A 6,771-nucleotide genomic window follows, 5' to 3' on the forward strand; every position below is an offset into this window, starting at 1 on the left:
ATATCTTTTGTCCTTAAACCTCAAAGATCATCATTATCATCAAACTAAGGCAATGGTAAGCGCACGCTTTTTCGGGCTGGTTCGCAAATATATAAATCATGAAGCAACAAATTGCAAAATCACGGTCGGCCCAAGTTACATTGATTGCCCCCTGAGAGGCCAATAACGCAGTGAGAGGCAGTGGGCTGCTGACTATGCAAAAAGGCCAGCATTTCTGCTGGCCATTCTAATTTGAAGGAGCTGTTCTTCAGCGAAAAACTTAAATAGCGCGGAGTTATGGTTAACGCAGTAACACATTTCTCAGTGGTGTTTTGTCGATAGCTTTGATCAGCAGCATCGAAAGGACAAAAGTCAGTGGAATGATAGTGAGATCTCTGAGCAGTATACTGATCCCCAGAAGCCCTGATAAATTCATGAGATAGATGATGATAAGAAGGTGGCACAAGTACACTCCCAACACATCTTTGCTCCATTGCATGATCCGAGGGCTGTCACCGAAACTAGGCTTTGCCTGGAGAACAAAAAATAGCCCCAGCGCCCATATAGGTGTACCCAGCAAGAAATCATGACTGATGAATTGGCTACCTTTTGCAATCAACAGATAGGCTTCGGTTAAGTGCAGTATCATGCCACTAAATAACAGTGTAACCGCTGCAGGTAATGGTATCCGAAGGTCGTTACGGCGTATTTCAAAACCCAATGCGACAATCAAGGTACTGAAGAAGGGGCCATTGCGGGTCATAATGGCAGGTTCCACCCCGAATACCGGCTGATAGCTACCCGCCATTAATCCAAATACATAGAGTGCCAAGGCAACAGGAATAATCAATTTTTCAAGCTTGAAAGACATGAGTACTGAGACAATAGCGACGGCACAAAGCAGAGCCGGGATGTACCATAAGTGAACCAAGCCCCCTTCAAAAAGGGTGTTTAACGGATTCTGTAATAAAAAATTCCAGTAGCCAGAACGCTCCGCTAAGTATCCTTGCTCTGCAACTATCGTTAAATTAAATGGTGTGAGTAAGCTGATCACGCTCCATACTACCCATACCTTAAATAGAGGGGAACAATAGCGGATCAGGGTTTGTTTGGGAGATACCGTTAAACTAGGCTGAATGAAGTAACCTGCTAGCAAAAAAAACAACGGAACGGCAAAACGACTAAGTTGATTTAGGATCATGCCTGCCCATGGTTGATCATCAATGACGGGCAAGGTCATAAAAGGTTTGGCATGAATGGTAATAATCGCCAAAAGGGCAAGCAGTCGCCCCCATTCGAAACTGGAAATTCTTTTCATAATGTAATTGGTTATCCTAGACAGGGTGTTAAGCGCTGTCTTATTCAAAAAGGCAGAAAAATGCTTCTTTCATGATCTGAAACTCATCGCAAAACAAATAACGAAATCCCGATAAAAGTCGATAAGGATTATCAACTGAAAACACCGAGTGACACAACTCTTGATTGGGTTGTGAGAATATTTACAGACTCACGGCATGCACTCTTCACATTTGGGTGCAAACTTTTTGCATTGGGGTGCAACAATCAAAAATGTGACCGATTTATAATAATGGCTGGAATGTTCTGATTTGTTACTGTTTGTTACAAAGCAATCTCTCGCTCTGATATAGCATAGTGATTGTTGATATTATTTTCATGGGATATCGTGAGATTATGCTAAAGGTCGTCAATAGCAAGATCGTGTGCTTGCAATATAATAAACTGAAAGGAATTGGCTTATCTGACGATGATATTGACAAGTTCACAGGATTAAATCACGTTGAGCTGTTTAACTCTGAACGTTACATTGATGGGATCAGACAAAATAAACTAACGCAGCTTCTCGTTGAAAATAATCTTCAGCACCCCAGGATTTTAGAGCACGGTGTCGATTTTATTCTTGATGATTTTCGTGAATTAGCCTACGTCTTTAATGGGCCCACGTTGCGTGATTGTCTGATGAGGTTCATTCAGTATCGTACTATTATTGGTAACTGTGACGATGTCTTCTTAATTCAGCAACCTGACGGGATTGCTCTGCGTTATATCTCAGATAGCTGTATGCCAGGTCAGGACTTCAGAGCATTGGCAAATTTCGTTATAATCATTTTAATACTACGTTCCCTTTCTCCAAAACCGATACAAGGACTCACGGTTTCGCTTGCTTTTAAAAAGCTTGATAACTTAGGGGAGTATAGTGATTTCTTTGCTACAGCTATTAAGCTCAATTGCTCAAAGGATGAAATATTCATTCCTACTGTATTGTTATATACGGCAAGTGAACAGCATAACTCATTTTTAGATACGACTTTAAAACACATCGCCGATGAGAAAATTATATCCATTAATTCACGTTTTAAACAACCGTCTCTAAAGGATAAGTTATACCGTGACTTAAAAGAGATGGTTCATGTCAACTCGCTGCATAATTCTTTAGAGCTTATATGTAAATTGAATAATTGTTCCCGCTGGACATTAAACCGCAAACTATCCAGAGAAGGGGTTAAATTCCAGGATCTATTACGGGCAGTCAGAGTGAGTGAAAGCAGGAATTTATTGAGGGAGACGAATAAACCCATCATTGAAATTTCAGATATGCTCGGCTTTAACTCTCAAAGTAGTTTTAACCGCTTTGTGCTCGACAACCTGATGAGCAGTCCGACTAAAGTCAGAAACGAGCTTGTGTCATAAGCCTAAGATAAACCCTAAAAAACAAACCTCTCCGCCTGTTTTTATGTCAGGTTAAGAACCAGGACGGGATAGTAACAGATGCAAAAAAGCCCCAGCATTTCTGCTGAGGCTTTAGAATTTGGCGGAGTGCTTTGGGTATTAGAGGATTTGAACCCTTGGTTCTTCCGAGCAATAGACGTAAAAAAGCCAGCAATTAAGCTGGCTTCTTTGAATTTGGCGGAGAGATAGGGATTTGAAGACTATCTCTACTGAAATCTTTTTAGAAAAGCCTTATTTATCAAGCTTTTTCATCTAAAATGGTCAAATCACAAAAACGATTGACTTACCTAATTGACTCTACGAGAAAATATATTTTTTGTCAATATTCTCATAAGGCTAAATGAGAAATAATCACGAATAAGCCCTATCTCAAACATTAAAAGTCATTAACTATAGCTACATAATTAACATATACTTATGCGTATCCGTTAAGCATGATTTGCTCAAGATAGCTTATAACTAAAGCAGATTTTCCCTGGTGTACAGCTTCTTCCGCTGTTAGGTTTCCCAACTGGGGTATTGGCTGAGTAAGATACCAGTTCTCCGCTAAAGACTCTCCTCCTGCCCATCGAATTACAGATGGCGACAAAATTACATGCATTTGATCATCAGTACTTTCCATCTTGCTCTCCTAGAACTAGTCATGTCAAAAGTATAGAAAAACTTACTTAGGGCTTGTTGCAAAAAATTCAGCCAAGACTCAGAATTCCTTCTTTCCCATCTAATCCAGCGACTCAATGACCAACCCCGAATTTAAATGGAAACACTTTGCTCCTGAAATCATTCTTTGGTGCCTTCGTTGGTATGGTTCGACCCCAATGAGTTACGCGAACCTCAGCGGCATGCTGGGAGAGTGAGGGATTTCGGTTAACCGTTCGACCATTTATCGTTGGTTCATTGAATATGCCCCGACATTACGTAAGAAATTACGTCGCCATCAATTCATCCGGACAGACTCTTCGTGGCAGCTCGATGAAACCTACGTCAAAGTGAAGGGGAAATGGCACTACCTTTACCGAGCCATCAATAAACAAGGCGAAACGCTGGATTTCTATTTCTCTCACAAACGTAATAAAGAAGCCGCTTATCAGTTCCTAAGGCGGTGCTTGATATATTATGACTTAGATAATCAGCCTAAAACGTTAAATACCGACAAAAATCCCTCATACGCCAATGCGATTGCCCGCTTGAAAAAGGAGGGACGACTGCGAGCTGATGTTGAGCAGCGGCAAGTTAAGTACCTCAATAATGGCATTGAATCCGATCACGCCCCAATTAAGAAACTCGTTGTAGCCACTGGTTGTTTCAAAATACGAAAGCGAGCCTGGTCAACCCTCCAGGGATTTGAGTCATTGCGGATGTTAAACAAAGGGCAATTTGATTTCTGGTTACGTCATGATGAACGTAAAACCATTGTGCGGGAAAGATCCGCCTTTATGAATCGTCTCTTCAATGTTGAAGTGATTTACTAGTAATTTTAAGTCAATTACCGGCTAGATCTTCCTCATCAGTTTTTTTGCAACAGCCCCCTCCCACCCATCAATAATGACTGATTTTATTTTCACCATAATCATAGCCTCGCGGTACGTTATGGAGTGGGATGGTTCATTACATTAAACCCGATGGGTGAGAATACCTGCTGACCTATAACTCAAAGTACTGGCTTGCAAACTCTAAAAATAAGCGCAGCTTCCCTGGCTTATATTCTCTATGGTTATAAAGCAGGTAAACTTCACGGGAGCTTGCTGACCAGTTATCTAATATGCGTACCAGCTGCCCCTGCTCTATATATTTTGTCAGTATCACGTCAGGCATTAGGGCGATCCCTAAACCATCGATACAAGCTTTACGTACAACATTGAGTTGACTTGCTTCAAAGCGACCACATCCACTGATAGTCACGATTTCACCATTATTGTCAGCTAGGCGCCAACGAAGCAGCGGATTACCTTTAAGCAACATATGAGAATACAAATCATGGGCGTGCTTGAGTGCTGGATTCTGTGCCAAGTACTTTGGGCTGGCAACCAAAATGTCTTCAACAACAGTAATACGTCGGGCGATAAGTGTTGAGTTTCGCTGGGGGCCGATCCAAAAGATCACATCCCAGTCCGTTGGATTTAACTGCTCAAACTGGTTGCTTATAAACAACTCGATGTTAATTACAGGATGCTTGGTCATAAAAGCATTTAGCATTGGCTGCAACATAACCTTGGTAATATTCGAAGGAGCTGCAATGCGGAGCTTACCTGCTGCACCACCGCACTCTTCGCTGATGTATTCTGTAGTATGAACTAGCTGTTGGAGTAATGGCGAACACTCCTCGTAAAGCTTCTGACCTGCTTCGGTCAAAGATAACTTTCGGGCATGGCGATTGAGCAGACGAATGCTTAGGCACTCTTCTAATACCCGTATTCGACGGGCTAAGGTTGCAACTGGTACCTGAGTTGTTCTTGATGTTGCAGTATAGCTGCCGTTGTCAACAACTATACGAAATAAATCTAGATCATCAAATTTCATAAAATTCAATTCACTTTTGTCGAGTAAAAAAGTTACACATACCATTATCACGGTTAAATTTATGAGAGTTACCCCTGCGTAGCTGCGGGTTTTGAAGTGATCAAGTAAAACTGGCCACGGTTTTACTTGACCACTTCAGACTTAAGAATGGTAACTAACGAGAATATTCTATTTACACAAACTAGGATAAATCATCGGCTAAAGAAGTGTTTATGGTTCAAGCAGTCAGCCGTTATTTTCAAAGAAATGGCATTAGCTGCTTGATATTGGCGAGTGTCTCACTTAGGAGTTGAATTCGAGATTAACCTCAAGCTGAGAACAATAGGGCTATAAGAAAATAACCAAAGCTATAATTAACAAGTTGTAGTCACTACCAAACCATAGTGTAAATGTAGTGTACAATGATAATTTGGTCTGAAGTCATTTAATATATAACAGTAATAAACAAGCTCACGGCTATTATTGCAATAGTAATTTGATAAAGCACTTTCTCAGAAAACCAAGAAACCAAACGTATCGCTAAAGGTACACCCAACAAAGATCCCAAAACCAACATTAATGCTGTTGGAATATCACTTTGCCCACCATGACTGTAGTTAAATGCACAAATTGCGGATAACACAAGCGCGATAACAATTGAAGAACCTACCGATTTTTTGATACTTACACCTAACACACTATTGAGCATCGGTAATAATAATACTCCACCACCAATACCTGTTGAACCTAATACAGAACCACAAAAGGCACCAGAAAAAACAGCCTTAGATCGTGAGCCGTTATCTTGCGTCGAAGCAACCGCTTCTGCATTAATTGATTTCATTTTCATAATCATGGATATCATAGAAAATGACATAACTGATATAATTAGTATTTCAATTACATTATTCATGATGACAGAATATTCAGGAGCATTACTCAGAGCAACAATAAAATGCGCAGTAATTAATGTGATTGGAATAGCTCCCATCAACATATATATGACATATTTCCAATCAACATTTCCCACTCGGATATGAGAAAATGCAGCAGTAAGTTTAACAAGAGAAGCTATAACACTTGCAGTACCAACAGCTAACACAGCATGCATACCAAAAACCACTTGCAGGATTGGGATGATGAGTACGCCGCCTCCCACACCCGTTAAACCCAAGCAAACGCCTATAACCGCACCAAAGAACAATTTAATCGCTATATCCCAAAAAGAAAGATCTAGAAAAAGATTTGTTATAATATCCAAAATAACCTCCATGAAATAAAATCTATGGTGGAAATATAATTTGAACCATGATAATTGGCTTATGATAACGATCATAATTAAAAGTTTATTCTTATCAAAACGTCAAAATTTCGAAAACACTCGACATGCAAATAGTAAACAACAAATGATTTAACAAAATATATATACCCGTGATCATTGATGATGCTTGATTTCTTTAATAATGAGGATCATGCTACACACTATGAAAATGACTCTAACCCAAAAGCAGAAACAAGAACTTGAAAACCAGCATGATAAGACTC

The 6,771-nt window shown here is 40.1% G+C and carries 5 protein-coding genes and 1 pseudogene; 2 read left to right on the forward strand and 4 right to left on the reverse strand.

The genetic code is table 11. The features are described from left to right. Positions 1–280: 280 nt before the first annotated feature. Entirely contained in the window at positions 281–1,297 is a 1,017-nt protein-coding gene (locus tag L4D76_RS23805; protein ID WP_428443351.1) for an acyltransferase, read from the reverse strand. Between the two features lie 335 nt (positions 1,298–1,632). Between L4D76_RS23805 and L4D76_RS23810 the strand changes: the two genes are divergently transcribed. Then, positions 1,633–2,688 carry an AraC family transcriptional regulator gene (locus L4D76_RS23810; RefSeq protein ID WP_428443352.1) on the forward strand — a complete coding sequence of 352 codons (1,056 nt, stop codon included), beginning with the start codon at positions 1,633–1,635 and terminating at the stop codon, positions 2,686–2,688. 454 nt (positions 2,689–3,142) lie between these two features. Here the strand turns inward: L4D76_RS23810 and L4D76_RS23815 are convergent, their stop codons facing one another. Next, positions 3,143–3,349 (reverse strand): hypothetical protein, encoded by a 207-nt coding sequence (locus L4D76_RS23815; RefSeq protein WP_428443353.1) that lies wholly within the window; start codon positions 3,347–3,349, stop codon positions 3,143–3,145. Positions 3,350–3,464: 115 nt separating this feature from the next. Between L4D76_RS23815 and L4D76_RS23820 the strand changes: the two are divergent. Next, positions 3,465–4,199, forward strand: a pseudogene (locus tag L4D76_RS23820) (IS6 family transposase). Between the two features lie 172 nt (positions 4,200–4,371). On the opposite strand, the gene L4D76_RS23825 reads toward L4D76_RS23820, so the two are convergent. Both L4D76_RS23825 and L4D76_RS23830 read right to left on the reverse strand, forming a co-directional pair. After that, complete coding sequence (locus L4D76_RS23825; protein ID WP_428443354.1) at positions 4,372–5,247, reverse strand: LysR family transcriptional regulator; 876 nt, start codon at positions 5,245–5,247, stop codon at positions 4,372–4,374. 424 nt (positions 5,248–5,671) lie between these two features. Next, positions 5,672–6,487 carry a sulfite exporter TauE/SafE family protein gene (locus L4D76_RS23830; protein ID WP_428443355.1) on the reverse strand — a complete coding sequence of 272 codons (816 nt, stop codon included), beginning with the start codon at positions 6,485–6,487 and terminating at the stop codon, positions 5,672–5,674. Positions 6,488–6,771: the final 284 nt, after the last annotated feature.

The organism is Photobacterium sagamiensis (genome assembly GCF_050337085.1).
Lineage (GTDB): Bacteria > Pseudomonadota > Gammaproteobacteria > Enterobacterales > Vibrionaceae > Photobacterium > Photobacterium sagamiensis.

What these genes read in the sequence shown, in the direction of transcription:
- L4D76_RS23805 (WP_428443351.1), bottom strand. Translation starts at nt 1,297, where the DNA reads ATGAAAAGAATTTCCAGTTTCGAATGGGGGCGACTGCTTGCCCTTTTG.
- L4D76_RS23815 (WP_428443353.1), bottom strand. Translation starts at nt 3,349, where the DNA reads ATGGAAAGTACTGATGATCAAATGCATGTAATTTTGTCGCCATCTGTA.
- L4D76_RS23825 (WP_428443354.1), bottom strand. Translation starts at nt 5,247, where the DNA reads ATGAAATTTGATGATCTAGATTTATTTCGTATAGTTGTTGACAACGGC.